This window comes from Polaribacter sp. OB-PA-B3 (assembly GCF_054589375.1).
Window position 1 is genome coordinate 725,323 of record NZ_BAAIIX010000002.1, and the last position, 24,683, is coordinate 750,005.

The following is a 24,683-nucleotide window of genomic DNA, read 5'->3' on the forward strand; positions in this document are numbered from 1 at the left end:
AGAGTTTTTTTTTGTTAAAAATTTACCTATATTTAATAAAAAAATTGAATGTCTAAACTCCTCCCAAAAAAAGGTAGACTTTTGGTTGCAGAACCATCTATCTTAAACGACAATTCATTTAACAGAGCAATTGTTCTATTAACTGAACATACAGATAATAATTCTGTAGGTTTTATTTTAAATAAGCCTCTAGAATATTGTATTAAAGATTTGTTACCAGAAATAGATTGCGATTTTATCATATATCAAGGTGGCCCTGTAGAGCAGGATAATTTATATTTTGTACATAGAATACCCCAATTATTAGATAACAGCATAGAAGTTGCTAATGGTGTTTTTTGGGGCGGAGATTTTAAACAACTAAAAGACCTTCTTAACAATGGTTTATTAGATGAATCTGATATTCGTTTCTTTTTAGGCTATTCTGGTTGGGATAAAGACCAATTAGAAGATGAATTATCTGGAAATTCTTGGTTTGTTACAGAAAACAATTTCGAAAACATTTTTTCTAATGACGAAGAAAGCCTTTGGAAAAATAAATTACTCGAAAAAGGAGGCAATTATAAACTTTGGGCAAATGCACCCAACGATTTTAATTTAAATTAATTTCCTGCAATTTGTAAAACATTTAAATTGGCTTGTAATTTAACAGCCAAATTACTTGTAAATGTTTTTTTCTTGTACTTAGTTATTGCTTGCACACCAATAATTGCGTTGGTAATAAAAACTTCGTCTGCTTTTTGAATCTCAAACGGAGAAATTGTAGTTTCTTCAATAGTAAAATCTTTATTTTTGGTTAAGATTTCTATTATCTTACCTCTAACAATACCCTTAATACATCCTTCTGTTAAAGCAGGTGTTTTAACAATATTTCCTTTTACTACAAAAATATTTCCGTTTGTAACCTCTACTACTCCTTTTCTTTCATTTAATAGAACACAACTATCTAAATCATTTTCATTGGCATAAATACTCGCTAAAGTATTTATCATTCTATTATTTGTTTTTACTGTAGACAACAAACCAGAATAATTATAAAAATCTTTAAAAACATCAACTTGATACTCGTTTTTAAAAACATAAGTATTCTCGCTAGCTTCTATTAAATAATCAACTTTATTTGTTTTTGGTGTATATAAACCACCATCTTTTCTGTAAACATTTAAACGGACTCTAAAAGATGGCGCATCATCTAGAACTGCAATAGTTTTTAAAATTTCCTTTTCTAAAAACTCTAACGTAAACTCCATCGGAATTTTCATACGCAACATTCTCATCGAAGCCATCAATCTAAAATAATGATCTTCCCAAAAAACAACTTTTTTGTTTACAACTTTAATTGTTTCAAAAATAGCGTCTCCGTATTTAAATCCTCTATTATCTTTAGAAAGGTTTATATTTTCTTTAAATAATAACTCACCGTTTAAATTAATCATCCTTTAAATTTTAAGAACTGCAAAAATACTACAAATCTTAGTATTATAAACATAAAAAACCAGCAATAAATGCTGGTTTTTTATGTTTAAATTTATCTAATTAAGCACCAATTGTATGCCTAAGTTCTTCTATTTGATTTTCCCAAAGCTGTTTAGCCTCATCTACTTCGTCTTCATCTTCTGCAAAATCTGTAACTATTAAAGAAACGTCTTTTGTTAATGGGTCTACTTGAATTCTAATTTCGAAATAACTATCATCATCTTCGCTCTCAAGCCACTTCCAACGCATTCTTTCTCCTGCCTTTTTGGTTACTAGATTTGCTAATTCTTCTGTACCTTCCCAAACAAAGCTAAATACTTTACCTCTAGAGTTAACTTTATCTGCAAACCATTCTTGTAAACTAGAAGGTGAAGATATATATTGATATAGCATATTTGGCGATGCGTGAATTGGAATTTCTAATTCAAATTTTACTTTATCCATTGTTTGTTTTGTTAGGCGGACAATATAGGTATTAATTCAATTAAAAAAAAATCAAAACACTTCTTGCAGGTTTGTAAAAAGTGTCTATATTTGCACCCGCAAACCAATGGCGAGGTAGCTCAGTTGGTTAGAGCGCAGGATTCATAACCCTGAGGTCACGGGTTCAAATCCCGTCTTCGCTACAAATTAAAATAAAAAAACAGTTTAGAATATTCTAAACTGTTTTTTTATTTTAAGCTCTTCACTTAAATTCTATTTCTCTTAAAAATAGCTCTTTTTAAAAAGACTAATTTAAATATAATACCTTAAAAAACAAATAATTACAAAAAAAAAATATACTTTTATCTAATTTAAAATTAAATTTAATTATATTTATGTAAAATTGTTTTCTCCCCTTCCATCCTTAAGTAACCCCTCTACAATCTTAAGCTATGAATTATAATGTTATCCTAATCTTACTTTTACAAGGCTCTCTAGTTGCTTTTGTAATACTCTTTTTATTTAAATTTAGAAAAAAACTTGGAAAAGGCGTTTTATACGCTTGTCTTGGCTTGTTTCAGTTTGTACAAGTTATGGTTTTTATACTAAATAGTGTATATCAAAATTTTGCTAACGAATTTTTAATTACTCCTGGCTCTTCTATATTTATAACAATTTCTCTTTTTACACTATTATTAATTTATATAAAAGAAGATGCTAAAGAGGCTCGAAAAATTATTACTACAATACTTATTGTTAATGTTTTAATTTATTTTATTGTAGTCACTTTTTTTTGGAACCTAACCGATTTTAATTCAAAAAATTACTTTAGCGTTACAGAAAACTTCTTAAAAAACACTCCCTCTTTTATAGTTGGTAATATTGCATTGTTTTTAGATGCATTACTTTTAATTTTTATTTTCGAATCGATTTCTAGAAAAATAAAATTTCTTTTTTTGCAAATTAGTATTACAATGATATTAGTGCTAACATTTGACACTATATTTTTTACTCTTATAACTTTTTTTAATTCAGATAATTTATTTGATATACTAATTTCTGGTTTAATATCTAAAAACAGTTTTACTATTTACTATAGTTTAGTCTTTTATCTTTATTTAAGATTCTTAGATGAAACAGACAAAGACTTAGTTTATTTTAAAATAAAAGATGTATTTAAACCTCTTACATATAAACAAAAATTTGAAGTAGCAGTAGATGATATTAAAAAAGCAAATGAGATGTACCGTTTGCTTACAAAAAATTCTAACGACATTATTTGTTTGCAAGAATTAAATGGTAATTATAAATATGTTAGTCCTTCTATAAAAACCGTTTTAGGTTACAATCAATCAGATTTTTTAGGGAAACAAATCTTCTCTATTGTGCATAAAGATGATCTTAAAGATCTTCAAAAGAAAATATCTGAAAAAGAGTTTTTTAATAACTTAAATAGAAAGCCTCTAATCTTTAGATTAAAACATCAAAAAGGTTATTATATCTGGATTGAATACCTAACTTCTCCTATTTATGAAAACGGAAAAATATCTTCTTCTGTAACCTCTGCTAGAGATATAACTGATAGAATACTAGCCAAAAATGAACTTAACAACTCTCTTTTACTTTTACAAAAAAGAGAAAAAGCATTAAATGAAGCTAGTAGAATTGGTAAAATGGGGTTTATAGAGTTTAATGAAATTACCAAAACATATATTTGGTCTGATTATTTATTTTATATTTTTGGTTTAAAACCCTCTAAAACACCACCTTCTCAAGAAACATTTTTAAATTATTTTGAAAAAAATTCTAAACAAGCTATCATAAAGAACATAGAAAATCTCAGAAAAGAAGGAAAAGCATTTAATATAGAAGTTAAAGGTAAAAATCAAACAAATAAAATTATTTGGTTACGCTTAATTATAGAGCCTGTTTTTAATTCTGATAAAAATTTAATCGGGCGTAGAGGTGTTTTACTAGATATCACCTACAGCAAAATTGCCAAACTAAAATTAGAGAGTTCTTTAAACTTGTTAGAGAAAAATGAAAAATCATTAAATATTGCAGGCAAAATTGGGGATCTAGCCTTTATAGAATACATTTCAGAAACAAACACTTATAGTTGGTCTAACTATGCCTATAAAATTTTTGGTTTAAACCCCAAAGAAGGTGTTCCTGATTTAAAAGAAATTTTAACCTTTTTTAATTCAAAATCTCAAAATAAATTAAAAAAGGCCATCAAAGAAATAAACACAAAAGGTAAGTCCAGCGATATTGAACTAAAAGGAAATAAAAAGAATGGAGAAGAATTTTGGATTAGAAATATTGTACATCCTATTTTTAATAAAAATAAAGAATTAATAGGTAGTAAAGTTGTACTACAAGATATAACCAAGTACAAAAAAATACAGCATAAACTAGAAAGCTCTAAAAAAGAGTTAAAAACATCTTTAAGACTTCTAGAAAAAAAAGAACTTTCTTTAAGAGAATCTAGTCGAATTGCAAAAATTGGTTATTCAGAATTTTTGTTCGAAACCAATTCTTTCTATTGGTCTGATTACGTTTATAAAATTTTTGGTTTAGACCCAAAAAAGAAAATTCCGTCTAGAGAAGAAATGATTGCCGTTTATAAAGGTGAATTTTTAGAAAAATTAATTAACGCCACTAAAAAACTAGACGCTGATGGTAAACCATATGACCTAGAACTTAAAATGACTAATTTTAAAAATAAAGAAGTATGGGTTAGAGTAATAGCTCATTTAATTTACAATAAAGACAAAGAAGTTATAGGAAGAAGTGGAGTATTACAAGATATTACAGAGTCTAAATTAACGAGATTAGAATTAAAAAGATCAAAAAAAGAAATTGAAAACTCTTTAACATTATTAGAAAAAAATAAAGCTTCTATGGATGAAGCAAGTAAAGTAGCCAAAATAGGATATTTTGATTATAATATTAGTACAGATTCTTTTAATTGGTCTGAATATCTTTATGATATTTTCGGTTTAGACAAAACAAAACCCGTGCCACCTAGAGCAGAACTTGAAACTCAAATAGATAAAGACTCTTTATCAATTATTGAAAACGCCATACTAGAATTAAACAGTAATGGTTTACCATTTGATATTGAAATGAAAATTTATAATAAAAAAACTAGTAAACCGGTTTGGGTAAGAAATGTTGCTCAACCAATATATAATGAAAAAAATGAAATAATTGGGCGAAGAGGCGTAACACAAGATATTACAGAAAAAAAGAAATATAGAGACAAAATTGAAAAAGCAGAAGAATTATATAGATTACTTGCAAATAATACAAACGATTTAATCTGTTTACAAGAATATGATAGCACATTTAAATATATAAGCCCTTCAATAGAAAATCTTCTAGGTTATAAACAAGAAGATTTTATTGGCAAAAAGGTTTATAATATAGTTCACAAAGAAGATTTGCCTGCTTTAAAAAATACTTTTATGAATATATCTAAAAACATTAAATCACAAGCCTTTCCTTTTAGAGCACTTCATAAAAATGGTCACTATATTTGGTTAGAGTTTTTATCTACACCTGTATTTAAAGAAGATAAAATTAGCTACTTTGTTACTAGTGCAAGAGATATTACACCATGGATGCTTGCAAATCAAAACATACAAGAATACCAAAATTCGTTAAAAAAATTAACTACAGAAATTACTTTAATAGAAGAAAAACAAAAGAAAGAAATTGCTTCTAATATTCATGATCATTTAAGTCAATCTTTAGTAATCTCAAAAATGAAAATTAAGGAATTAAAGAATAACGAGAATTATAAAAAACTTTTTAAAGATTTAGACTTTATAGAAACACATATTTCTGATGCTTTAGATAATAGTAGAAAAATTACTTTTGAACTTTCTCCACCCGTTTTATATCAATTAGGTATAATTGATGCTTTGTTTTGGTTGTTCGAATATATTGAAAAAACATATGAAATAAAATCTGAAATAAACACTACTGTAGATTCAGTAAAAATGAATGATGCAAAATCTATTTTATTGTATCGAAGTATTCAAGAAGTTGTTAACAACTCTATAAAATACTCTAAATCTAAATTTTACACTTTAAACATCACAAGTACCCTTAACGGTATTGCAATTGTTTTTGAGGATAACGGTATAGGTTTTAATATTAATCATTTAAAAAATAATCATAATACCAATGGCTCTGGTTTTGGATTATTTACAGTAAAAGAAAGAATTGAAAACATTGAAGGAGAATTTGATATTTCATCAGAAATTAATAAAGGGACTACTGTAACATTTTTAATTCCTACATCTTCTTAAAATTAAGAAAGTTTTAACTTTATTTTTTCAAAATCATATTTTTTGTATATTTAAAAAAAAATCCCCTAAAAATTGATACTCCTACTATCAATTTTAATTAATTTTCGCTATGACTTTTAATCAATTTTCGACATTATTTATACAAAGCTCTTTTGTTGCTTTAATAATATTACTTTTATTTAGAGTAAGAAAAAAACTAGGTTTAAGTGTACTTTATGCTTGTTTAGGCTTATATCAATTTGTACAAATTTTTTTATCAAATAGTATAAATACAAATTACCCAACAAATCATTTAATATCTCAAGGTTCATCCATATTTGTTACAGTAACTCTGTTTGCTCTATTAATAATTTATATTAAAGAAGATGCTAAAGAAACAAAAAAAGTTATTTACGCATTATTTATAGTAAATTTATTAATTACTCTTTTATTACAAGTTTTTAATTGGAGAATAGAAGACCCTTTAATTGATAACGCTATTATAAACTCTGCGAAACCTTTTAAAAATTCGCCTTTTATATCTACTATTTCGAATATTGCACTACTAATAGATTCTCTATTATTGATTGTAATATTCGAGTTTATTTCAAAAAAAACAAAGTATTTATTCTTACAAATTTTTATTACAATGCTGATTGTAGTAAGCTTCGACACAATTTTTTATGCTACATTTTCTTTTTGGAAATCGGATAAATTATTACCTATAATTACAAAAGGTTTAGTATCTAAAGGAATATTTGCAACCTATTTTAGTTTCCTTTTTTACATATACTTAAGGTTTTTAGATACTACGGACAAAGATCTTGTTTTCTTTAAAATTAAAGATGTTTTTCAACCATTAACCTACAAACAAAAATTTGAAACGGCTACAAACGACAAAAAAAAGGTAGAAAAAAAGTATAAATTATTAACAGATAATTCTAATGATATAATATGTTTACAAAGTATAGATAGTTCTTTTGAATATGTTAGCCCTTCAATAAAAAAAATTTTAGGTTATGAAAGCAAATATTTTATTGGAAAAAAAATTTTTGATTATGTACATGAAAAAGATTTAGAAAAATTAAAAGAGACTATAGGTAAAAAGCTATTTATTACGGATTATAATAACAATGCATATACTTTTAGAGTTAAACATAAATCTGGTCATTATGTATGGCTAGAATTTGTAACTTCAGCTATTTACGATAATAACAAAATAAGTTACTTTGTTACCTCGGCAAGAGATATTACGCAAAGAATTTTAGCTAAAAATAAAATTGAGACTTCATTAAAATTGTTAGAGCATAAAGAAACTTCGTTAAATGAAGCTAGTAAATTAGCCAAAATTGGATACTGGGAGTATTTAAAAACTACAGATAGTGTTAGTTGGTCTGAGTATATTCATATAATTTATGAAAGCGACGTTAAAGACAATATACCTAAAAGAGAAGATATATTTAAAAAGTTTGATAATGAATCTCAAATAAAAATTTCTAATGCAAATATAGAACTCGAAAAAAACGGAACACCTTACGATTTAGAATTAAAACTAATCAATAACAACAATAAAACTGTCTGGATTAGAAATGTTGTGCAACCAATTTATGATGATAATAATATCATAATTGGTAGAAGAGGTGTTTTACAAGATATTACAGAAAGAAAAAATATTAATATAAAATTAAAAGAGAGCGAAGAAAAATTCTTTAAAATTTTTAAAAATAGCCCTAACTTAATTATACTTAATAGTTTTGATGAACAAAAAATTGTTGATGTAAATGACGCTTCAATAAAAATATCTGGATACACACCAGAAGAATTAATAGGCACTGTAAACATTCATTCAAGTATTTGGAAATCTCAAAGAAAACGAAATATCTACTTTAATAGATTAATTAAAAACGGAAGCGTTAAAAATTTTGAATCTGAATTTATTACTAAATCTGGAGAACTTAGAATATGGAAGGCCAACGCAGAAATTATTTTAATTGGTAATAAAAAATATGTCTTAAGTATTATAGAAGACATTACAGAAGTACGACTTACACAAAACAAGTTAAAAGCTCAAAATGAGTTTATTGTAGCAATGACAGAAAATCAAAATGCAGGAATTGTTGCTAGTAATGATAAAGGAGAGCTTGTATTATTTAACAAAACCGCAAAAGAATGGCATGGTATCGACATTCTTAAAATACCACAAGATCAATGGGCTAAAAATTATGGCCTTTATAAAACAGATTATACAACATTATTAAACAAAGATGAAATACCATTAATACAAGCATTTAATGGAAAAGTCTTAACAAATGAAGAGATCGTTATAAAATCTTTAAACCAAGAACCTAGAATTGTACTTTGTAATGGAGCATCTTTTTTTGACAATAATGGTAAAAAATTGGGTGCGGTTGTAGTAATGAATGATATTACGAATCAAAAATTAATAGAAAAAAACCTAAGAGATAGTAAAGCTGAAATTAAGAAAGCTCTTATTACCGCAGAAAGAAGTAGGTTTTTATTAAATGAATCTGGAAGAATTGCAAGAGTTGGTGCATGGGAATTAGATTTAAAAACAGAAAATGTTACTTGGTCTGATCAAATTTTTAAAATTCATGGTCTACCAATAGGAAATATTCCACCCTTAGAAAAGTTAATGAAATATTACGTTAATGGATCTGAAGAAATTTTACAAAAAGCTATTGATACTTGTATTGCAGAAAACAAAAGCTTCAATTTAGAATTGAATTTTAAAAATGAGCACAACGAATTACTTTGGTTAAATGTAATTGGATATACTGAAACTAATTCAAATGGTGAAACCACATTTTTAAGAGGTGTTTTACAAGATATAACAGAAAGAAAATTAAATAGAGACAAAATTGACAAAGCCGAAGAAATGTACCGCTTACTTGCAGATAACACTAGCGATTTAATCTGTTTACAAGAGCCAGACGGCACATTTAAGTATATTAGCCCTTCAATAGAAAACTTATTAGGTTATAAACAATCTGATTTTATTGGGAAAAAAATCCTCTCTATAGTTCATGATGATGATTTAGAAAATTTATATAATGCCATTAAAGATGTTAACCATAATTTAAAAGCAGAAGCACATCCGTTTAGAGCAAAACATAAAAATGGAAAATATATTTGGTTAGAATTTTTATCCACTCCTATTTATAAAAATGATAAAATTAGTTACTTTGTAACAACTGCTAGAGACATAACTCAATGGATGTTAGCAAATATAGAGATTAATGAATATCAATCTTCTTTGCAAAAACTAACCACAGAGTTAACGCTAATTGAAGAAAAACAGAAAAAAGAAATTGCATCTAATATTCACGATCATTTAAGTCAGTCTTTAGTAATCTCTAAAATGAAAATTAATGAGTTAAAAAGAAATGACAAATTAGAAGAAATTTTTGAAGATCTAGATTTTATAGAAACTCATATTGTTGATGCTTTAGAAAATAGTAGAAAAATAACTTTCGAATTATCACCTCCTGCACTCTATCAATTAGGCATAATAGATACTTTATATTGGTTGTTTGAAAATATAGAAAACACTTATAAAATAAAATGTGAAATAATTACTAATTTAGATTTTGTAGAGCTAGATGAAGCTTCTTCTATTTTATTATATAGAAGTATTCAAGAAGTAACAAATAATGCTTTAAAATATGCAGAAGCTACTTTAATAACGTTAGAAATTAATAAATCGAACTTAGGCTTTTGGTTTATTATAAAAGATAATGGTATTGGTTTTGACATCAGCATATTAAAAAACTTAAAAAACTATTCGGGTTCTGGATTTGGTTTATTTACAGTACAAGAAAGAATTGCTAATATTAATGGTGTTTTTTCTATAAATTCAGATAAAAACGTAGGAACAACAGTTAATTTTTTTATACCTTTAGCTGTATGATGACCAATAACCAAATAAAAATTGTTTTAGTAGATGATCATAAACTTCTTAGAGATGGTTTAAGAAATATCATAGAGCAAAAATCTAATATGCAAATTATAGGTGAAGCTTCTGACGGAAGAGAAGCGATTAGTATTTGCTCTAAATTATTACCCGATGTTCTTGTTATAGATGTAGCTATGGCTGGTTTAAATGGTATAGAAGCAGCGAAACAGATTCATAAAACCTGCCCAAAAATAAAAATTATTGGCCTTTCTATGCATTCAAGCAAACAATTCATACAAGGTATGTTTAAAGCTGGCGCTTATGGTTATTTATTAAAAGACGGAGATTCGAACGAACTTATTACAGCGATTAATACTGTTATACAAGATATCAAATATTTATCTAAAGATATTAATCAAGAATTTTTATCAATAATTAAAAAAGGAGATACAATAGAAAACAACCTTTTAAGTTCTAGAGAAAAAGAAGTTTTACAATTAATAACAGAAGGAAAAACTTCTAAAGAAATTGGAGAAATATTGTTTTTGAGCTCAAAAACTATTGATGTTCATAGAAATAATATTATGAAAAAAATTGATTTATTTACAATACCCGAATTAACCAAATATGCAATTAAAAAAGGTTTTACCTCATTATAAATTTTATAAGCTTATATAAAATAAGCAACTTACCTATTTAAGGCAAATAAAATTAATTGTAAATTTACAATTGACCAAATAATTAAACTCAATTAATACTTGAAACACCAATTAAAAAATATGCTAATTGTAGAAGACAACCCTTTAATTGGTGAAAAAATACTTAAAGCAAGTAAAAATATTCATCCTCTAAAAAACATAAAATTAACAGCAACTCTAAAAGAAGCAATTTCTTTTTTAGAAAAAAACAATGTCGATATTATAACATTAGACTTAAGTTTACCCGATGGTAATGGAATTGAATTGCTAAAATGGTTTAAAGAAAAAAATAATTTACCAAAGGTTTACGTATTCTCTACGAGTAAAGAATTAAAAAGAACCTGCCTTAGGTACGGAGCTTTAGGTTTCTTTGATAAATCTACTGATTTTGACAATCTAATCAAGACAATTGAAACTTCTGATATTGATAATTAATCTTTAGTCGCAATTTAGATATACTTATTAAAAAAAGAAACCCAGTTATAAGAATAAATTATTATGCTTGTTAACTGTGTTTCTAAATTATAATACTTGAGATATAAAATTTAATTAAGGGAATAGATTAATTAAAGGGGGAATCGTTTTAATTAATTTAGGGTAAAAATCTTAATAAAGTTTTCTCATTCTTCCTTCCCAGGTTCTGCCGCCTAAAGTAGATTCGTAAAAGATATAACCTCTTTTTATCTTTGTTATCTTCATTTTTAGTTTGATTCCTTTTTTAAATGGAAAATTTGGTAGATTTGATTCTTGTAATGTCATGTAACACTCATCTTCTGACACCCAAGAAATATCAGATTTAATAAAATATTTACCTTCATTAAAATACTCTACATGCTTATTCTCAGAAAACACAACAACTACATTTTCTCCTTTGTACTTGTATGTGTATTTAGTTTCATTTAGTAATGGTACTATTGCTTCTTTTTCTACTGTAGAAATAGTATTACCATAATTGTTTAATGTGTTCATTGCCAGGTTTTGTCCTGCTGCAGAAAATGCAAATAATGCGAAGATTACTAATAGTTTAAATTTTTTCATGATGATTAAATTGGGGGATTAAACATATAATTATATTACAAAGATATACCCAAACTTCAGTTTTATAAATAAGCAAATTCCTTAATCTTAAAAACGAACTTAAAATTTCATTTTATAATGTAAGTTTTATTAAACTTATAAGTGTTTAAATTAAGCAAACTCCCTACAAATAAAGCTTTACTTAATCTTTATTTTTGTAATAAACCAAAACTACATGTTAACTAGTAATTTAGAATACACATATCTTTCTAATAATTTATTAATTGTTGAAGACAATTATTTAATAGGAGATAAAATTTTAGATGCCAGTTTAAAATCCAAAAAATTTAAGAACGTTAAACTTACGTATACTTTAAAACAAGCTATAAATTATTTAAAAAGTAATTCTGTAAAATTAGTTAGCTTAGATTTGAGTTTACCCGACGGTAATGGCATAGAGCTATTAAAATGGTTTAATAAGAATAATATAAACACTAAAGTTTATGTGTTTTCAACTAATAAAGAACTTAAAAGTACATGTTTAAGATACGGTGCAAAAGCTTTCTTTGATAAGTCTAAAGATTTCGATAAACTTATCATTACATTACAAAATACAATTTTATAAAATTATTTCTATTAAGAATAAAACTACTGGTAATTGTAATAAACAGAAATTGTCTTTCAATATTATAATTATTCATTTTGAAGCAAAAAAATATCCCAGTAATAGAAAACGATTCTATCAACTGGGAATAATATAAATTTAAGGTTAACTTGATTAAAAATATTGGTTTTACTGTCTAATACATTTTTCTCATTCTACCTTCCCAAGTTCTACCACCTAAAGTAGACTCGTAAAAGATATAACCTCTTTTTATCTTTGTTATCTTCATTTTTAGTTTGATTCCTTTTTTAAATGGAAAATTAGGAAGATTTGATTCTTGTAATGTCATATAACACTCATCTTCTGAAACCCAGGAAATGTCAGATTTAATAAAATATTTTCCTTCATTAAAATACTCTACATGCTTATTCTCAGAAAACACAACAACTACATTTTCTCCTTTGTACTTGTAGGTGTATTTAGTTTCATTTAGTAATGGTACTATTGCTTCTTTTTCTTCTTTTGACTTGTATGCTCTATAATTGTTTACTGATGTCAATGCAAAATCTTGTGCTGATACTGAGAATGCAAATAATACGAAAATTACTATTAGTTTAAAATTTTTCATAATGATTAAATTGGGGGTTAAACATATAATTTAATTATATGCCTAATATAAAAATTAACTTCAATTTTATAAATAAGCAAAATTCTTAATTTCATTATTTCGTTGGATTTAATTATGAAATTAGAACCACGATCGTATTTTTAAATAACCAAAAGACAATATTGGTAGAAACATAAAAGCCCAGTTTGAACAAACAAACTGGACTTTGTAAATTATAATATGTTAGGGTTATAATTTAACTTAGGGGAATATATTAATTTAGGGAATTAATATAATTTTCTCATTCTACCTTCCCAAGTTCTACCACCTAAAGTAGACTCGTAAAAGATATAACCTCTTTTTATCTTTGTTATCTTCATTTTTAGTTTGATTCCTTTTTTAAATGGAAAATTAGGTAGATTTGATTCTTGTAAAGTCATATAGCATTCATCTTCTGACACCCAAGAAATATCAGATTTAATAAAATATTTTCCTTCATTAAAATATTCTACGTGCTTACTCTCAGAAAATAAAACAACAACGTTTTCTCCTTTGTACTTGTATGTGTATTTAGTTTCATTTAATAATGGTACTATTTCTTCTTTTTCTACTGTAGAAATAGTATTACCATAATTGTTTAATGTGTTCATTGCCAGGTTTTGTCCTGTTGCAGAAAATGCAAACAATGCGAAGATTACTAATAGTTTAAATTTTTTCATGATGATTAAATTGGGGGATTAAACATATAATTATTCTTCAAAGATATACCCAAACTTCAGTTTTATAAATAAGCAAATTCCTTAATCTTAAAAATTAACTTAAAATTTCACATGATTATGTAAATACTTACTCTAATAAATTAAACTAAAACATTCATTAATAAAAAAAATAATAAGCTAACTATTTCATTATTAACAACATCAAATAAATGTGTGTTTTTTTGTAAAAAAAATGCTTGCAGATGTTAAAAAACGTTATATATTTGCATCTCTTTACCACGCGAAAGTAGCTCAGTTGGTAGAGCGTCAGCCTTCCAAGCTGAATGTCGCCAGTTCGAACCTGGTCTTTCGCTCAAAAGCTTCATAAGAAATTATGAAGCTTTTTTTTTGATAAAAATTTGGCTAGTTTAAATTATTTTTTTGGCAGTTTATCTCCAAAAATTAACAAAAGGATAATTGGTATAGCTAATAACATAATTGTAGTTAAATTGTATTTAAATAAATATGTATTGAGACTAATAGTTAGAATAAACCCTCCTATTGCACCTCCTAAGTGCGCTGAATGCCCAACATTACCTACTTGATTTTTCATACCATAAATAGAATATATAATATAAGCGATACCAAAAATAAATCCTGGAATTGGTATTGGTATAAATAAAAGATAAATATTCATATCTGGATACAATAAAATAGCTGCAAAAATTATCCCAGAAACTGCTCCAGATGCTCCTACGGCACTATAATAAGGTTCTTTTTTATGTTCTTTCAAAGAGTACAAACTACCCGCTAATAAACTTCCAAAATATATAATTAAGAAGTTAATAGTAGAAGTATTGTCTGTAACAATATCACCAAAAATGTATAAAGCATACATATTTAAACCTAAGTGCAACCAATCTACATGCAAAAAACCAGATGTTAACATTCTCAATTTCTCTCCAGATAAAATTCTACTTACTTGAAATTTATATTTATCAAGAAACGCATATTCTTTAAAACCTTTTATAGATACCAAAACATTGGCAATCATTAAAACTAAAATAGCTCTATTTATATTTTCTATCATTTAACAAACTTAATAAAAACCGATAAGTATTTTATGTTTTCATTTTAAATATATATACGATATTTGCAACTATAAAACCTAAATATGCAATTCATAATATTTGCCATTAGCTATCCTTTAATCTGGTTACTTTCTAAATTACCAATGAGAATTTTATATATAAAGTCAGACTTTTTCTACTTTCTTATATACTATGTCTTTGGTTATAGAAAAAAGGTAGTTTTAGAAAATTTAGAAATGGCTTTTCCAGAGAAACCTACAGAAGAATTATTAATTATTAGAAAAAAATTCTTTAAACATTTGATGGATTTAATGATGGAAAGTGTGAAAGCTTTTTCTATTTCTGAAAAAGAAATTCTAAAACGTTATACATATGAAAATCCAGAGTTAGTAAATAAATATGCTAAAGAAGGTAAAAGTATTGCACTAGTTGGTGCACATCAAGCTAATTGGGAGTGGTCTACAAGTTTACCTAAAGTATTAAATATTGATGTATATGGTGCTTATACTAAACTTAATAATAAGTACTTTGAAAAAAAGGTTAGAGATTCTAGGGAAAAATTTGGGGTAATTGGATACAAAACTTCAGAAATGGTTAGAGGTATGCAACAACGGTTTTCTAATAAAGATCAAGGAGCATATATTTTATTAAGCGATCAATCACCACAACCACATAAAACATATTATTGGAGAGATTTTTTTAACATTAAAGTTCCGGTACATACGGGTGCAGAAATGCTTGCAAAAAGATTTGATTTAGTTGTAATAAATTACGTGACTAGAAAAGTTAAAAGAGGATATTATAAAACCGAATTTCAATTGATTACAGAAAACCCTAAAGATTTTGATAATTATCAAATTACAGATTTATATACCGAATTAACAGAAAAAAACATTTTAAATCAACCGGAATTCTACCTTTGGTCTCACAAAAGATTCAAACATAGAGATAAAGTTCCGGCTGATTTTTTATAGACTATAGATTAAACCACTCTTTCACTAAGCTATGTTCTATTGGTGTAACAGATTTATGTGAATAATCATTCTTTATACGATCGTATACATAATCTTTAGACCATTCTTCTATGTGTAAAGAAAGTTCTTTTAAAGAATTACAAACAAAATCTAATTCTTTATTTGTTATTGTTGGATGAACAGATAAACGAACCCAACCTGGTTTTTGCGTATTACAACCATGTAAAATTTCGTCTTTAATTCTATTAGAAGTTTCTTGATCGACATTTAATAAATAATGACCATAAGTTCCTGCACAAGAACAACCACCCCTAGTTTGAATTCCAAAACGGTCATTTAAAAGCTTTACTACAAGGTTAAAATGATAATTTTCAAAATAAAAAGAAAAAATACTTAATCTATCTTTATGATTTGGTGCTAAAATATTAACCCCATTTAAACTCTCTAAAGTGTTAAAAACTACTTTATTAATTTCATCTTCTCTCGCTTTAATTTTATCTGTACCCATTTCTTCTTTCAATTGTATTGAAAGTGCAATTCTAATTGTTTGTAAAAAAGCTGGTGTTCCGCCATCTTCTCTAGTTTCAACATCATCAAAATAATCATGTTGACCCCAAGGATTTGTATAACTTACCGTTCCGCCACCTGGGTTATCTGGAATTGTATTTTTATACAAGCTTTTATTAAAAATTAATACACCAGAGCTTCCTGGTCCTCCTAAAAATTTATGAGGAGAAAAGAAGACAGCATCCAAATATTCATCTGCTTCCTTCGGATGCATATCAATATCTACGTAAGGACCACTACACGCAAAATCAACAAAACATAAACCATTATATTTATGTATCAATTTTGCTACTTTATGATAATCGGTTTTGATACCAGTTACATTAGAACAAGATGTTATAGAAGCTATCTTAATATTTCTGTGTTCGTGTTTCTTAATACTTTTTTCAAAACTTTCTAAACAGACTAAACCTTCATTATTACACGGTACAATTTCTACATCTGCAATAGTTTCTAGCCAAGAAGTTTGATTAGAATGATGTTCCATATGAGATATAAAAACAATAGGTCTTATTTCTTCTGGTAATTCTGTGTAATTTTTTAAACTTTCGGATACTTTTAACCCTAAAATCCTTTGAAACTTATTTACAACGCCAGTCATACCAGAACCCGAAGTTATTAATACATCGTTTTCATTTGCGTTCACATGACGCTTAATAATTTTTCTAGCTTCATGATAAGCCAATGTCATTGCAGCACCAGAAGTAGATGTTTCTGTGTGTGTATTGGCAACAAAAGGCCCAAACTTATGCAACAATTTATCTTCTATAGGATGATATAACCTTCCGCTTGCTGTCCAATCTGTATATATTAAATTTTGCAAACCATAAGGAGATTCAAATTTTTGGTTTATACCAACTATATTTTCTCTAAACTTATTAAAATATGCTTCTAAATTCATTGTAAACTGTTTTAAAAAATTCTGAATCTTCCTCCTATTAATATATTATTCTCGAAAAAATAAAAACTTTGAGATGCAGAATCTGCAGTACTTAAAGAGGTTTTAATATCTGGCATGTTTATATAACCAACTTTATAATCTGATTGAATATAAAAATGTTTTAAAAATGTAATATTTACCCCAGCTCCAATAGAAACTCCCCAACCAGATAAATGAAAGTTATCATGTCTTTCTTTACCCAAAAGTGATGTATCTGTTCTTGGGTATAAACCTCCTACTCCTATTCCTTCTGTTAAATTTATTTGAAGGTTCTTTAAATCCAATCCGAACCAATGATCAATATTATCAAATCTTTTAACTTCTACATTTACATAATTTAAACCATCTGTGTGCTCAAATCTTAAAAAGTCTTCTGTTAGTTGTATATTCTGATTGTTGTAGGTACCATCATACTTTGCATTACCTATATTAATATTACCATTTATAGTTACATTTTGATCATTATTAACAACATATTTCATGTGATCTACACCAATTGAAACTGTATAATTTTCTTTAAAAAAATAACCTATTCTATAGTTATTCTGTGGAATTGTTATATTACCAGGATTAAAATAATTATGTACAGAAAATTTAGTTGGTCTATCTTGTGCTTTAACATCAGATAATGTAAAATCATAATCTTTCCCTTTAAAACGGATGTCAGAATCTGTATAACTAGACCAATTCCATCCCCAGTAAACAAAAAATTTACCTTTATTTACTACCTTATTTTTCTTAGAAAACTTTTTATTTTGTTGTCCTAAAACAGTAACCGAACTAAATAATAGTATCGTTAAAACTATAATGTTTTTTTTCAATCTAAATTATTTTTAAATAATTGCTTTAATTTCATTTATAAATCTTTCTGCTAAATTATCTGCTGCTGCTTGCGATTTAGCTTCTGTGTAAATTCTAATAATAGGCTCTGTATTCGATTTTCTTAAATGTATCCACTCATCAGCAAAATCAATTTTTACACCATCAATAGTGTTAACATCTTCATTTTTATAAGTTGTTGCCATTGTTTCTAAAATAGCATCAACATTAATTTCTGGAGTTAATTGAATTTTATTTTTACTCATAAAATAACTTGGGTAAGAATCTCTTAATTCTTTACAAGACATTTTAATATTTGCTAAATGACTTAAAAATAATGCAACACCAACTAAAGAATCTCTACCGTAATGAGAAGCAGGATAAATAATTCCTCCATTACCTTCACCACCAATTACAGTATTGGTTTCTTTCATTTTAATAACAACATTAACTTCTCCAACTGCAGACGCTGTATAAGTTCCGCCATGTTTTTCTGTAACATCTCTTAGTGCTCTAGAAGAAGATAAGTTAGAAACCGTATTTCCACCACCTAATTTTCCTAGCACATAATCTGCGCAAGCAACTAAGGTATACTCTTCCCCAAACATAGATCCATCTTCAGAAATTAAAGCTAATCTATCTACATCTGGATCTACTACAATACCAAAATCTGCCTTTTCTTTTACTACTAATTCAGAAATATCTGTTAAATGCTCTTTTAAAGGTTCAGGGTTATGCGGAAATTCTCCGTTTGGTGTACAATACAATTCTATGCATTCTACATTTAATTCTTTTAACAAAGCGGGTATAAAAATTCCTCCGGTAGAATTTACACCATCTACAACAACTTTAAAGTTTGCTTTCTTAATAGCTTCTACATCTACCAACTCTAAATTTAATACCTCTTGTATATGCTTTTCTAAATAAGAACTGTCTTTAGAATACAGACCTAAATCGTCTACATCTGCAAATTCAAAATCTTCGCTTTCTGCCAATGCTAAAATTTTTTCTCCTTCAGACCCATTTAAGAATTCTCCTTTTTCATTTAGTAATTTTAACGCATTCCATTGTTTTGGGTTGTGAGATGCTGTTAAAATAATTCCTCCATCGGCATTTTCCATAGGAACTGCAACTTCTACTGTTGGCGTTGTAGACAAACCTAAATCTACTACATCTATACCTAAACCAACTAATGTGTTGGCAACCAAACTAGAAATCATTTTACCAGAAATACGAGCATCTCTACCAACTACAACAGTTATTTTATCTTTATTAGGGTTTCTATTTTTGATAAATGCACCATAAGCAGATGCAAATTTCACTGCGTCTATAGGTGTTAAATTATCTGCTGTTTTTCCGCCAATTGTTCCTCTAATTCCTGATATTGATTTTATAAGTGTCATTATATATTTTGTCTTTGTTATAGATATACAAAGATAAATTTATTAAATGGTTCTCTAAAATAAATTAACATGTACTGCCTTTATAGTTTGCGAATTACTATCAAGTAGTTACGTTAGGGATTGAAGCATTTGTTTGAGCTCTTTTGTGAAGTATGAACAAAAAGCGAGTGCGTAAAGCCCGACCTGAAAGGTAACGCCCAAAAAATAGAAATAAAAAAGCCGATGCAAAAATGCATCGGCTTTTAGATATTATAAATATCGGCTTGCTAAAAAAGAATTATTTCTTTTTGTTACCAGCTTCCATTTTTTCTTTAAGAGCTGCTAAACCACCTATGTCTCCAAGTGTAGTTTTTTCTGCGTCTGCAGATTTTTTAACTGCTGCTTTTACATTTCTCTTTTCTTCTTCTCTAAAGATAGAAGTATGAGATACTACAACTCTTCTGTATTCTTTAGAAAATTCTAAAACTACAAATTCGATTGTATCTCCTTTTCCTAGTTTAGAACCATCTTCTTTTTCTAAGAATCTTGTTGGTGCAAAACCTTCTACTCCATCAGCAAAAGTTACAACTGCTCCTTTATCATTCTTTTCTTTGATTGTTCCTTCGTGTGTAGAACCAATTGCATACGTAGCTTCATGAGCATCCCAAGGGTTATCTTGAGTTTGCTTATGACCTAAGTTTAACTTTCTGTTCTCTACATCTAATTCTAATACTTGTACTTCTAATTTGTCTCCAACAGTAACAAAGTCTGATGGATGCTTAATTTTCTTAGTCCAAGATAAGTCAGAAATATATACTAAACCATCAATTCCTTCTTCTAATTCTACAAAAACACCAAAGTTAGTGTAATTTCTTACAGTACCTGTATGTGTAGAACCTACTGGGAATTTAGTTGTAATATCTGTCCAAGGATCTGGGTGTAATTGTTTGATACCAAGAGACATTTTTCTGTCTTCTCTATCTAAAGTTAAAACTTGCGCTTCTACTTTATCACCAACTTTTACGAAATCTTGTGCAGAACGTAAGTGAGTTGACCAAGACATTTCAGAAACGTGAATTAACCCTTCTACTCCTTGCTCTACTTCTACAAATGCACCGTAATCTGCAATTACTACAACTTCTCCAGTTACTTTATCACCAACTTTTAAGTCAGTATCTAAAGCTTCCCAAGGATGTGCAGATAATTGTTTTAATCCTAATTGGATTCTAGACTTGTTATCATCAAAGTCTAAAATTACAACGTTTAATTTTTGATCTAATTCAACAACCTCGTTCGGGTGATTGATTCTAGACCAAGATAAATCTGTAATATGTACTAAACCATCTACACCACCTAAATCAACAAATACACCATAAGAAGTAATGTTTTTAACAATACCTTCTAATACTTGTCCTTTTTCTAACTGACCAATGATTTCTTTTTTCTGTAATTCAATATCAGCTTCAATAAGAGCTTTATGAGATACAACAACGTTTTTAAATTCGTGGTTGATTTTCACAACTTTGAATTCCATAGTTTTCTCTACGTACTGATCGTAATCTCTAATTGGCTTCACATCAATTTGAGATCCTGGTAAGAATGCTTCGATACCGAAAACATCTACAATCATACCACCTCTAGTTCTACACTTAACAAAACCGTTAACTACTTCACCAGTTTCATGAGCATTGTTAACACGTTCCCATGCTTTAATTACTCTTGCTTTTTTGTGAGATAATACTAACTGACCAGAAGAATCTTCTCTTTTGTCAACTAATACTTCTACTTTATCTCCTTCTGCTAAACCTTGGTTATAACGGAATTCGTTTAAAGAGATAACTCCTTCAGATTTAGAGTTAATGTCTATAATTGCATCTCTATCTGTAATTCTAATTACAGTTCCTTCAATTACATCACGCTCATTTACAAATCCAACAGTTCCTTCTAAAGCAGTTTCAAATGCTTTTAATTTATCTTCATCAACAGCTTCAATACCTTGTTCGTATTTGTGCCAGTTAAAATCAGCTAAAAATTGTTTTGGATCTACAGCAGGAGTCGCTGTTTCTTGTACTTCAGTTGCAGCTACCTGCTCTTCAGTGTTTTTTGTTTCTTCAGACATGTGTCTAAAATAATTTTGTATCTTATTGTTTTACAGATTTCTAACGACGTAAACGCAAAGAGTTGTTTTTATAAATTGTTTTTTTTATTCCTTTTCTAAATCTGTTCTCGTAAAAAGGAGTGCAAATTTACAAAAATGTTTTGATAATTAAGCCTTTAGAATTAATTTATTATTCTTTTTATTGTTGAATTACAAAAAACTACCTTTGCATTCTTAAACCGTTATGGTAGATTTTAATGAAGATGGATAAAAATACAAAAGATTTAGTAGACAAAGGTATAATGCTTCCTTTAATGGAAGAATTTTATACAATACAAGGAGAAGGCGCTCACACTGGTACAGCAGCATATTTTATTAGAGTTGGTGGTTGTGATGTAGGTTGCCATTGGTGTGATGTTAAAGAAAGCTGGAATGCAGAATTACACCCACCAACATTAGCAGATACAATAGTAGATAATGTTAAAATACACGCTAAAACAGTGGTAATTACAGGTGGAGAACCTTTAATGTGGTCTATGGATTATATTACAAATTTGTTACAAAAAAATAATATCAAAACGCACATAGAAACTTCTGGCGCATATTCTTTTTCTGGAAAATGGGATTGGTTTTGCCTTTCACCTAAAAAAACAAAATTACCTTTAGACGAATGCTATCCTGAAGCAGATGAACTTAAAATGATTATTCACAACAAATCAGATTTTGAATTTGCAGAACAACAAGCTGCTAAAGTTTCAGATAAATGTCAATTGTTTTTACAACCAGAATGGAGTAAAAAAGAAAAAATGACTGAATTGATTGTTGACTATGTAATGAAAAATCCTAAGTGGAAAATTTCTCTTCAAACACACAAATACCTGAATATTCCTTAATATTCAGGTATTTAAAAATTTATTTTTTAGAAGCTATTTCCTGCTTTCCGCACTCGCTTTTTTATCGTTCCTCTAAAAAGAGCTCAAACAATTGCTACAATCAGGGCTAAACATATCTAAAAAGATAATTATTTTAAGACAATCTATTGTCTATTAATGTACAAATTCTTTCAAACTGTTCCTGTATTCCCATATCAGAATTATCAAATTCAATTGCATCGTCTGCTTTTAATAAAGGAGAATCTTCTCTTGTAGAATCTATTCTATCTCGTTCTTGAACATTAAATAGAATTTCTTCATAATTTACTTTATCACCTCTATCAATTAATTCTTTATATCTTCGAGTTGCTCTTTTATCAGCAGAAGCGGTCATAAATAATTTTAAATCAGCCTCAGGAAATACTACGGTACCGATATCTCTGCCATCCATAACTATACCGCCATCTATACCCATTTGTTGCTGTTCTGCTACTAATTTTTTTCTTACTTCAGAAATTTCAGCTACTTTACTCACTAACTTAGATACAGATAATGTTCTTATTTCTTTTTCTACATTAACGTTATTCAAATACATTTCTGCAAAACCTAAATCAATATTATATTTAAATAATAAAGATATTTTTGATAATGAAATTTTTAATTCTTCAATCTTAAAAAAATCGTTTGAAATTAATTTATTATCTATCGCATACATCGTAACTGCTCTATACATTGCACCCGTGTCTACATAAATGTAATTATATTTATTTGCTATTAATTTTGCTATTGTACTTTTACCTGTTGATGAAAATCCGTCAATAGCAATTGTAATTTTTTTTGTCATTTAATATCTATTATTATCTAAATCAATTTCTAAACTAAATGTACTAATATTTGATGCCGTATGAAATTTAGAATGTGCATAATTAAATTTAAATCTATTCATTTTTACACCAAAACCAAAAGAAACTCCGCTAAAAGTCCTAGCATTTAGTAATTTTAATTCAGCTGCTCTTTTAAAATTATAACCCAACCTAACATTTATTAAACTTTCAGGAAAAAGTTCAGCACCTATTATAAAATGTCTTAATGTATTTCCAATAAAGCCAGTGTCATCTTCAGTAATATTTCCTTCTAAATCTGTTGTACTGTTTGATGGATTTGCCTCTGAAATATTCCATGTTTGTAAATTATCTACAGTTACATACCATTTTAAAGGTACATACTGTAATTTATAACTAGCGCCTAAACCAATCTTTAACGGTAATTTTTCGCTAGTACCATTAAATGTACTTAATTGAGTTCCTATATTTCTAACAACTAAAGTAAAAGAAAAGGGCTTGTATAAATTCTTGTATAATAAAGCTAAATCCGCCGCAATACCAGTAGATGAAAAATTACCAATATTAGAAGATATAAACTTTATATTTGAACCAAAATAAAAATTAGAATTTGGTAAATTATAAGAGTAACCAATAGAAACTGCAATATCTTTTGCAGAAAAATTTCCTATTTCATTTCCATTTTCATCAGCACCAATTAATTCTCCATAATCTAAATACTTAATAGTACTATGAATCGTACCAAACCTTCTACTTATTTGCCTTGCATAAGAAATTGAACCGATATTAATACCACTAATATAACTCGAATAATTAACTGATATTTTTCTATCCAAATCATTATTAATTACAGAAGGATTCCAAATTGGCTGATTTATATCATTATCTAAGTTCAATACTTCACCTCCCAAAGCTATTTGTCTAGCCGAAGTTGAAACATTTAAAAATTGATATACGCTTTCACCAGCTACTTGAGAATAACCTAGAGTAGTAATAAATATAAATAAGAGTAAAGCAAATTTAATTTTCATGAAATACAAAGAAACAAAGTATAATAAGAATAACGAAAAGAAATTAAAAATAATATACCCCAAATTAACTTTCTATAATTTAATTTATTTGAAACAATAAAATTCTTTAAAAATGAAATTAATCATTTACTAGAAGATCATAAGAATTTATCACGTGAAGAACTCGGTGTTTTGTGTATGCTAAAAAAGAAGTTGAATTAATCCTTCATAAAAAACAGTTTCTAATTTCGATTATGCAAGTTATATTATGTCCATAAAAAAAACCTCATATCGTATTGATATGAGGTTTATAGAATTCTGAGATCAGAATTAAGAAAGGCGGCGACCTACTCT

At 27.5% G+C, this 24,683-nt stretch carries 20 protein-coding genes and 2 tRNA genes; 10 read left to right on the plus strand and 12 right to left on the minus strand.

All coding sequences use genetic code 11. From position 1 onward, the window contains the following. The first annotated feature begins 48 nt into the window (after window positions 1–48). Window positions 49–606: a YqgE/AlgH family protein gene (locus tag ACYPV9_RS07075; RefSeq protein WP_299059290.1), complete on the plus strand. Its 558-nt coding sequence runs from the start codon at window positions 49–51 to the stop codon at window positions 604–606. On the opposite strand, the gene ACYPV9_RS07080 is transcribed toward ACYPV9_RS07075, so the two are convergent. Both ACYPV9_RS07080 and ACYPV9_RS07085 read right to left on the minus strand, forming a co-directional pair. Next, window positions 603–1,436 (minus strand): aminotransferase class IV, encoded by an 834-nt coding sequence (locus ACYPV9_RS07080; RefSeq protein WP_459742601.1) that lies wholly within the window; start codon window positions 1,434–1,436, stop codon window positions 603–605. The genes ACYPV9_RS07075 and ACYPV9_RS07080 overlap by 4 nt on opposite strands. A gap of 100 nt (window positions 1,437–1,536) precedes the next feature. Next, window positions 1,537–1,920: an START-like domain-containing protein gene (locus tag ACYPV9_RS07085; RefSeq protein ID WP_299059284.1), complete on the minus strand. Its 384-nt coding sequence runs from the start codon at window positions 1,918–1,920 to the stop codon at window positions 1,537–1,539. Window positions 1,921–2,028: 108 nt separating this feature from the next. Here ACYPV9_RS07085 and ACYPV9_RS07090 point away from each other — a divergent pair. From ACYPV9_RS07090 to ACYPV9_RS07110, 5 genes are all read left to right on the plus strand, one after another. Further along, window positions 2,029–2,102: transfer RNA gene (locus ACYPV9_RS07090), tRNA-Met, on the plus strand. Window positions 2,103–2,351: 249 nt separating this feature from the next. Then, complete coding sequence (locus ACYPV9_RS07095; protein ID WP_459742603.1) at window positions 2,352–6,218, plus strand: sensor histidine kinase; 3,867 nt, start codon at window positions 2,352–2,354, stop codon at window positions 6,216–6,218. Window positions 6,219–6,327: 109 nt separating this feature from the next. Next, the gene (locus ACYPV9_RS07100) at window positions 6,328–10,125 is read left to right on the plus strand and encodes a PAS domain S-box protein (protein WP_459742605.1); all 3,798 of its coding nucleotides are present in this window, start codon (window positions 6,328–6,330) and stop codon (window positions 10,123–10,125) included. Further along, window positions 10,122–10,769 (plus strand): response regulator, encoded by a 648-nt coding sequence (locus ACYPV9_RS07105; RefSeq protein ID WP_299059275.1) that lies wholly within the window; start codon window positions 10,122–10,124, stop codon window positions 10,767–10,769. Before ACYPV9_RS07100 ends, ACYPV9_RS07105 begins: the two co-directional genes overlap by 4 nt. A 120-nt stretch (window positions 10,770–10,889) precedes the next feature. Beyond that, a complete protein-coding gene (locus tag ACYPV9_RS07110) occupies window positions 10,890–11,243 on the plus strand; it encodes a response regulator (protein WP_459742608.1) in 354 nt (117 codons plus the stop codon). A gap of 171 nt (window positions 11,244–11,414) precedes the next feature. Here ACYPV9_RS07110 and ACYPV9_RS07115 read toward each other — a convergent pair whose 3' ends face one another. Then, complete coding sequence (locus ACYPV9_RS07115) at window positions 11,415–11,846, minus strand: hypothetical protein (protein WP_299059270.1); 432 nt, start codon at window positions 11,844–11,846, stop codon at window positions 11,415–11,417. A 214-nt stretch (window positions 11,847–12,060) separates the two neighbouring features. Between ACYPV9_RS07115 and ACYPV9_RS07120 the strand changes: the two genes are divergently transcribed. Next, window positions 12,061–12,450 carry a response regulator gene (locus ACYPV9_RS07120; protein WP_299059267.1) on the plus strand — a complete coding sequence of 130 codons (390 nt, stop codon included), beginning with the start codon at window positions 12,061–12,063 and terminating at the stop codon, window positions 12,448–12,450. Window positions 12,451–12,625: 175 nt separating this feature from the next. Here the strand turns inward: ACYPV9_RS07120 and ACYPV9_RS07125 are convergent, their stop codons facing one another. Together ACYPV9_RS07125 and ACYPV9_RS07130 are read right to left on the minus strand one after the other, a co-directional pair. Continuing rightward, window positions 12,626–13,057 carry a hypothetical protein gene (locus tag ACYPV9_RS07125; protein ID WP_299059264.1) on the minus strand — a complete coding sequence of 144 codons (432 nt, stop codon included), beginning with the start codon at window positions 13,055–13,057 and terminating at the stop codon, window positions 12,626–12,628. A gap of 266 nt (window positions 13,058–13,323) precedes the next feature. Continuing rightward, window positions 13,324–13,755, minus strand: coding sequence for a hypothetical protein (locus ACYPV9_RS07130; protein WP_459742611.1), 432 nt, complete (start codon window positions 13,753–13,755; stop codon window positions 13,324–13,326). Between the two features lie 280 nt (window positions 13,756–14,035). Between ACYPV9_RS07130 and ACYPV9_RS07135 the strand changes: the two genes are divergently transcribed. After that, window positions 14,036–14,108: transfer RNA gene (locus tag ACYPV9_RS07135), tRNA-Gly, on the plus strand. A gap of 59 nt (window positions 14,109–14,167) precedes the next feature. Here ACYPV9_RS07135 and ACYPV9_RS07140 read toward each other — a convergent pair. Continuing rightward, the gene (locus ACYPV9_RS07140; RefSeq protein ID WP_459742613.1) at window positions 14,168–14,824 is read right to left on the minus strand and encodes a rhomboid family intramembrane serine protease; all 657 of its coding nucleotides are present in this window, start codon (window positions 14,822–14,824) and stop codon (window positions 14,168–14,170) included. Window positions 14,825–14,908: 84 nt separating this feature from the next. Here ACYPV9_RS07140 and ACYPV9_RS07145 point away from each other — a divergent pair, with 84 nt between their 5' ends. Beyond that, entirely contained in the window at window positions 14,909–15,799 is an 891-nt protein-coding gene (locus tag ACYPV9_RS07145; RefSeq protein WP_459742615.1) for a lysophospholipid acyltransferase family protein, read from the plus strand. A 1-nt stretch (window position 15,800) separates the two neighbouring features. Here ACYPV9_RS07145 and ACYPV9_RS07150 read toward each other — a convergent pair whose 3' ends face one another. The 4 genes from ACYPV9_RS07150 to rpsA form a co-directional block, all read right to left on the minus strand. Continuing rightward, window positions 15,801–17,267: an aminotransferase class V-fold PLP-dependent enzyme gene (locus tag ACYPV9_RS07150; protein WP_459742617.1), complete on the minus strand. Its 1,467-nt coding sequence runs from the start codon at window positions 17,265–17,267 to the stop codon at window positions 15,801–15,803. A gap of 11 nt (window positions 17,268–17,278) precedes the next feature. Continuing rightward, the gene (locus ACYPV9_RS07155) at window positions 17,279–18,127 is read right to left on the minus strand and encodes a hypothetical protein (protein WP_299059252.1); all 849 of its coding nucleotides are present in this window, start codon (window positions 18,125–18,127) and stop codon (window positions 17,279–17,281) included. 12 nt (window positions 18,128–18,139) lie between these two features. Then, complete coding sequence (gene glmM, locus ACYPV9_RS07160; RefSeq protein ID WP_299059249.1) at window positions 18,140–19,528, minus strand: phosphoglucosamine mutase; 1,389 nt, start codon at window positions 19,526–19,528, stop codon at window positions 18,140–18,142. 277 nt (window positions 19,529–19,805) lie between these two features. After that, a complete protein-coding gene (gene rpsA / locus ACYPV9_RS07165) occupies window positions 19,806–21,626 on the minus strand; it encodes a 30S ribosomal protein S1 (RefSeq protein WP_299059246.1) in 1,821 nt (606 codons plus the stop codon). Between the two features lie 242 nt (window positions 21,627–21,868). Here rpsA and ACYPV9_RS07170 point away from each other — a divergent pair, with 242 nt between their 5' ends. Further along, window positions 21,869–22,498, plus strand: a complete 630-nt coding sequence (locus ACYPV9_RS07170; RefSeq protein ID WP_459742620.1) for a 7-carboxy-7-deazaguanine synthase QueE — start codon at window positions 21,869–21,871, stop codon at window positions 22,496–22,498. A gap of 133 nt (window positions 22,499–22,631) precedes the next feature. Here ACYPV9_RS07170 and cmk read toward each other — a convergent pair whose 3' ends face one another. Beyond that, entirely contained in the window at window positions 22,632–23,321 is a 690-nt protein-coding gene (cmk, locus tag ACYPV9_RS07175) for a (d)CMP kinase (protein ID WP_459742622.1), read from the minus strand. Continuing rightward, entirely contained in the window at window positions 23,322–24,350 is a 1,029-nt protein-coding gene (gene porQ / locus ACYPV9_RS07180; RefSeq protein WP_459742624.1) for a type IX secretion system protein PorQ, read from the minus strand. Window positions 24,351–24,683 lie beyond the last annotated feature (333 nt).

What these genes read in the sequence shown, in the direction of transcription:
- ACYPV9_RS07075 (WP_299059290.1), top strand. Translation starts at nt 49, where the DNA reads ATGTCTAAACTCCTCCCAAAAAAAGGTAGACTTTTGGTTGCAGAACCA.
- ACYPV9_RS07080 (WP_459742601.1), bottom strand. Translation starts at nt 1,436, where the DNA reads ATGATTAATTTAAACGGTGAGTTATTATTTAAAGAAAATATAAACCTT.
- ACYPV9_RS07085 (WP_299059284.1), bottom strand. Translation starts at nt 1,920, where the DNA reads ATGGATAAAGTAAAATTTGAATTAGAAATTCCAATTCACGCATCGCCA.
- ACYPV9_RS07095 (WP_459742603.1), top strand. Translation starts at nt 2,352, where the DNA reads ATGAATTATAATGTTATCCTAATCTTACTTTTACAAGGCTCTCTAGTT.
- ACYPV9_RS07100 (WP_459742605.1), top strand. Translation starts at nt 6,328, where the DNA reads ATGACTTTTAATCAATTTTCGACATTATTTATACAAAGCTCTTTTGTT.
- ACYPV9_RS07105 (WP_299059275.1), top strand. Translation starts at nt 10,122, where the DNA reads ATGATGACCAATAACCAAATAAAAATTGTTTTAGTAGATGATCATAAA.
- ACYPV9_RS07110 (WP_459742608.1), top strand. Translation starts at nt 10,890, where the DNA reads ATGCTAATTGTAGAAGACAACCCTTTAATTGGTGAAAAAATACTTAAA.
- ACYPV9_RS07115 (WP_299059270.1), bottom strand. Translation starts at nt 11,846, where the DNA reads ATGAAAAAATTTAAACTATTAGTAATCTTCGCATTATTTGCATTTTCT.
- ACYPV9_RS07120 (WP_299059267.1), top strand. Translation starts at nt 12,061, where the DNA reads ATGTTAACTAGTAATTTAGAATACACATATCTTTCTAATAATTTATTA.
- ACYPV9_RS07125 (WP_299059264.1), bottom strand. Translation starts at nt 13,057, where the DNA reads ATGAAAAATTTTAAACTAATAGTAATTTTCGTATTATTTGCATTCTCA.
- ACYPV9_RS07130 (WP_459742611.1), bottom strand. Translation starts at nt 13,755, where the DNA reads ATGAAAAAATTTAAACTATTAGTAATCTTCGCATTGTTTGCATTTTCT.
- ACYPV9_RS07140 (WP_459742613.1), bottom strand. Translation starts at nt 14,824, where the DNA reads ATGATAGAAAATATAAATAGAGCTATTTTAGTTTTAATGATTGCCAAT.
- ACYPV9_RS07145 (WP_459742615.1), top strand. Translation starts at nt 14,909, where the DNA reads ATGCAATTCATAATATTTGCCATTAGCTATCCTTTAATCTGGTTACTT.
- ACYPV9_RS07150 (WP_459742617.1), bottom strand. Translation starts at nt 17,267, where the DNA reads ATGAATTTAGAAGCATATTTTAATAAGTTTAGAGAAAATATAGTTGGT.
- glmM (WP_299059249.1), bottom strand. Translation starts at nt 19,528, where the DNA reads ATGACACTTATAAAATCAATATCAGGAATTAGAGGAACAATTGGCGGA.
- rpsA (WP_299059246.1), bottom strand. Translation starts at nt 21,626, where the DNA reads ATGTCTGAAGAAACAAAAAACACTGAAGAGCAGGTAGCTGCAACTGAA.
- ACYPV9_RS07170 (WP_459742620.1), top strand. Translation starts at nt 21,869, where the DNA reads ATGGATAAAAATACAAAAGATTTAGTAGACAAAGGTATAATGCTTCCT.
- cmk (WP_459742622.1), bottom strand. Translation starts at nt 23,321, where the DNA reads ATGACAAAAAAAATTACAATTGCTATTGACGGATTTTCATCAACAGGT.
- porQ (WP_459742624.1), bottom strand. Translation starts at nt 24,350, where the DNA reads ATGAAAATTAAATTTGCTTTACTCTTATTTATATTTATTACTACTCTA.